Source organism: Streptomyces javensis, from assembly GCF_039525925.1.
Classification (GTDB): Bacteria; Actinomycetota; Actinomycetes; order Streptomycetales; family Streptomycetaceae; genus Streptomyces; species Streptomyces asiaticus.
The window spans coordinates 1-3,935 of the sequence record NZ_BAAAIF010000194.1 but is presented as its reverse complement, the minus strand read 5'-3'; the positions used below and the strand labels follow the sequence as shown (position 1 = coordinate 3,935).

Below are 3,935 nucleotides of genomic sequence, written 5' to 3'. Positions count from 1 at the left end.
CTCCTCACCGGAGACCACCACCTGATCCGGCCCATTAACCGCCGCAACCTCCACCACACCCACAAGCCCACCAGCCCCAGCCCGAAGAACCTCCAGGCCCTGGCCCATTTCCTCTGCCGAGGCCTGGACCGAAGCCATCGCCCCACCAGCAGGCAGATCCTGCATCAGCCGCCCACGCGCCGCAACCAACGTGCAGGCATCCCCCAACGACCACACACCCGCCACATACGCCGCCACCACCTCACCGATCGAGTGACCGGCCAGAAAATCCACCCGCACCCCAAAAGACTCCATCAACCGGAACAGCGCCACCTCCAACGCAAACAACCCCGCCTGCGTAAACACCGTCCGATCCAACAACCCCTCACCACCAGGAGCAGCAGCATCGGCGAAGACGACCTCCTTCAACGGCCGCCCCAGCAGCCCATCGAAGCATCCACACACCTCATCAAAAGCTGATGCGAACACGGGGAAGGCCTCATACAAACCCCGCCCCATCCCCGCCCGCTGACTCCCCTGACCAGAAAACAACACCGCCACACGCCCCGACTGCACACGCCCCACCACCACACCACCGGCACCAGCGGTGGACTCGCTCTCCGCCAGCCCCGAGAGTCCAGCGGTCAGCTCCTCCACATCCGAGCCCAAAACCACGGCACGGTGCTCGAAGACCGCACGCGAGCCCACCAGGGCGCGTCCTACGCCTGCCACGTCCACGCCACCGTCGGCCTGGGCGGAACGCACGTACTCCAGCAGTCGGCCCGCCTGAGCCGCCAACGCCCCCGCACTACGCCCCGACACCACCCACGGCACCACACCCCCGCCACCGACAACCACCTCCACACTCGAGACCTCGTCCACCGGCGCTTCCTCGAGGATGACGTGAGCATTCGTCCCCGACACACCGAAGGAAGACACACCAGCCCGCCGCACCCGCTCCCCACGCGGCCAGGCAACAGCCTCAGTCAGCAGCTCCACCGCGCCCGCATCCCAGTCCACCTGCGAGGACGGCTGGTCCACATGCAACGTACGCGGCAGCATCCCCCGGTTCAGGGCCATGACCATCTTGATCACACCGGCCACACCCGCAGCCGCCTGCGTGTGCCCGATGTTCGACTTCAACGACCCCAACCACAACGGCCCACCGTCTTCCCGACCCTGCCCGTAGGTGGCCAGCAGCGCATGTGCCTCGATGGGATCGCCGAGCCTCGTGCCGGTGCCGTGGCCCTCGACCGCGTCCACGTCCGCCGCCGACAACCGGGCGTTGGCCAGCGCCTGCCGGATCACCCGTTCCTGCGAGGGACCATTCGGCGCCGTCAACCCATTCGACGCCCCGTCCTGATTCACCGCAGAACCGCGCACCACCGCCAACACCCGATGCCCTCGCGCCCGAGCATCCGAGAGCCGCTCCAGCAACAGCACACCAACACCCTCACCCCAGCCAGTGCCATCCGCCGCCTCGGCGAACGCCTTGCACCGACCATCGGCCGCCAGACCACGCTGACGCGAGAACTCCACGAATGCGATGGGTGTGGACATCACCGTCGCCCCACCGGCCAGGGCCATCGAGCACTCACCACTGCGGAGCGCGACACTCGCCTGATGCAGGGCCACCAGTGACGAGGAACACGCGGTGTCCACCGTCACCGCCGGCCCCTCGAGACCGAACACATAGGCAAGGCGGCCGGACATGGCACTGGCCGTGTTACCCGTCAGAAGATACCCATCACCGTCTTCGGCGTCGTCCTGGAACCGCGAAAGGTAATCCTGACCATTGGCTCCGATGAATACCCCGACTGGCGTTTCGCTCAATTCGGAAGGGTTGATCCCGGCAGCTTCTATTGCCTCCCAGGACGTCTCCAGCAGCAGCCGCTGCTGCGGATCCATCGCCAGCGCCTCACGCGGAGAAATGCCGAAGAACTCCGCATCGAAATCCGCCGCGTCATGCAGGAACCCGCCGCTCACGGCATAGGTCTTCCCAGGCCGACCCGGATCCGGATCGTACAGATCCTCCAACCCCCACCCACGATCGGCAGGGAATCCGGAGAGCACGTCCACACCGTTGGCCAGCAGAGTCCATAGCTCATCCGGCGACGCGGCATTCCCCGGATACCGGCAGGCCATGCCGACGATGGCGATCGGTTCGTGTGCACGGTCTTCCAACTCACGCAGACGCCCACGGGCATCGCGAAGGTCGGCCGTAGCACGCCGCAGATAATCGAGAGTCTTCTCGTCAACCGACATGGGTCTATCCCGCCTTCCTTTACGCCCGGAGATCCTTAACGTTCCAGCTCGCCGTCGAGAATGCTGAAAAGTTCATCAGCCGATGCAGTTCCGAGGTCTTCCGTATCCGACCCGGAACTCCTGCCCCACTTAGTGAGGAGCCCGCGTAGGCGCGTGGAAACGACGGCCGCCTCGGCATCGGCCCAGTCAATGCCGGCAAGGGCCGCTTCCAATTTGTCGATCTCGCTCACGATGCCCTGCGCAGTGGTCTGCGGAGCCCCATCGATCTGCTTGAGCAGAACCTTGGCAATGGCCGCTGGAGTCGGATGGTCGAAGACCAGAGTGGTTGGCAACCGTAGTCCGGTGATACTGCTGAGCTGGTTTCGGAGCTCGACCGCCGTGAGGGAGTCGAAGCCCAACTCCTTGAGCGCTCGCCTCTCCTCGATGCCGTACGGATCGGTTCGTCCCAGCACCGTGGCGACGTGGGTACGGACCAGGTCCAGCACCAGCCGCTCCCGTTCCTCCGGAACGACCATGGCGACCGAGTCGCGCCACTCGGTGCCCGGGCCACTGCCATTCCCGGCCGCTGCCTTCCGGACCGGCCTGCGTACCAGCTGACGCAGCACCGGCGGTACGGGCATCGACCGGTCCCCGAACGCCTTGAGGTCCAACCGCACCGGCAGCAGCGCAGCACGGTCCGCATGCGTCGACCGATCGAACAGCGCCAAGGCATCCTCTGTGGCCATTGGAATGATCCCCAACCTGTCCATGCGGGCGAGGTCGGTCTCGTTGAGGTTCTGGGTGATTCCGCTGGCCTGCGCCCACAGGCCCCAGGCGAGGGAGAGGGCGGGCAGGCCCTGGGCGTGGCGGTGCTGGGCCAGGGCGTCGAGGAAGGCGTTGGCCGCCGCGTAACTGCTCTGCCCACCGGCACCGAGGGTGGCCGCGACGGAGGAGTACAGCACGAACGCCTCCAACCCCATGTCCCGCGTCAGCTCATGCAGATGCCAGGCCCCATCCACCTTCGGAGCCAGCACCCGCTGGACACGCTCATCGCTCAGCCCCTCCACGACACCGTCATCCACCACCGCTGCGGTGTGGACCACACCCCGCAGCGGAAGCTGCGCCGGGACGGCCGCCAGCAGCTCACGCACGGCGTCACGGTCGCCCACATCACAGGCAGCCACGGTGACCGACGCCCCCGCCGCCTCCAGCTCAGCCACCAACTCGACCGTCCCCGGGGCCTCCGGACCCCTACGGCTGGCAAGAAGCAGATGCTCCACCCCGTGCTCAGCCACCAGATGCCGGGCCACCACACCCGCCAGCACACCTGATGCGCCCGTCACCAACACCGTGCCGCCGGAGACCAGCGGCGCAGGTACCTCGGGGGCTACTGCGGGCTTGGCCACCACGCGGGACATGCGCGGGACGAGGACGGTCCCGCCACGGACCGCCAGCTGGGACTCCTCATCCGCAGCGAGGACCCGCATCACTGCGTCCGCCGCAGTGGGGCTGATCTCGCTGCCGTGGTCGGGGTCGTGGTCCAGGAGGAGGAACCGGCCGGGATTCTCGGTCTGCACCGACCGCAACAGCCCCCACACCGGAGCCTGCACCAGGCCGGCCACATCCTCACCCGCCTCCGTAGCGACCGCACCACAGGTGGCCACCACCAGACGAGACCCCAACAAACGCTCCTCACCCAACCACCACCGCAC

At 67.0% G+C, this 3,935-nt stretch carries 2 protein-coding genes; both read right to left on the bottom strand.

Annotated elements, in window-relative coordinates; translation table 11 throughout:
• The coding region (locus ABD329_RS47435; RefSeq protein ID WP_344318218.1) for a type I polyketide synthase at positions 1–2,244 on the bottom strand (2,244 nt) is incomplete at its 3' end.
• 35 nt (positions 2,245–2,279) lie between these two features.
• Positions 2,280–3,935: type I polyketide synthase (locus ABD329_RS47430; RefSeq protein WP_344318216.1), on the bottom strand; the 1,656-nt coding region annotated here is incomplete at its 5' end.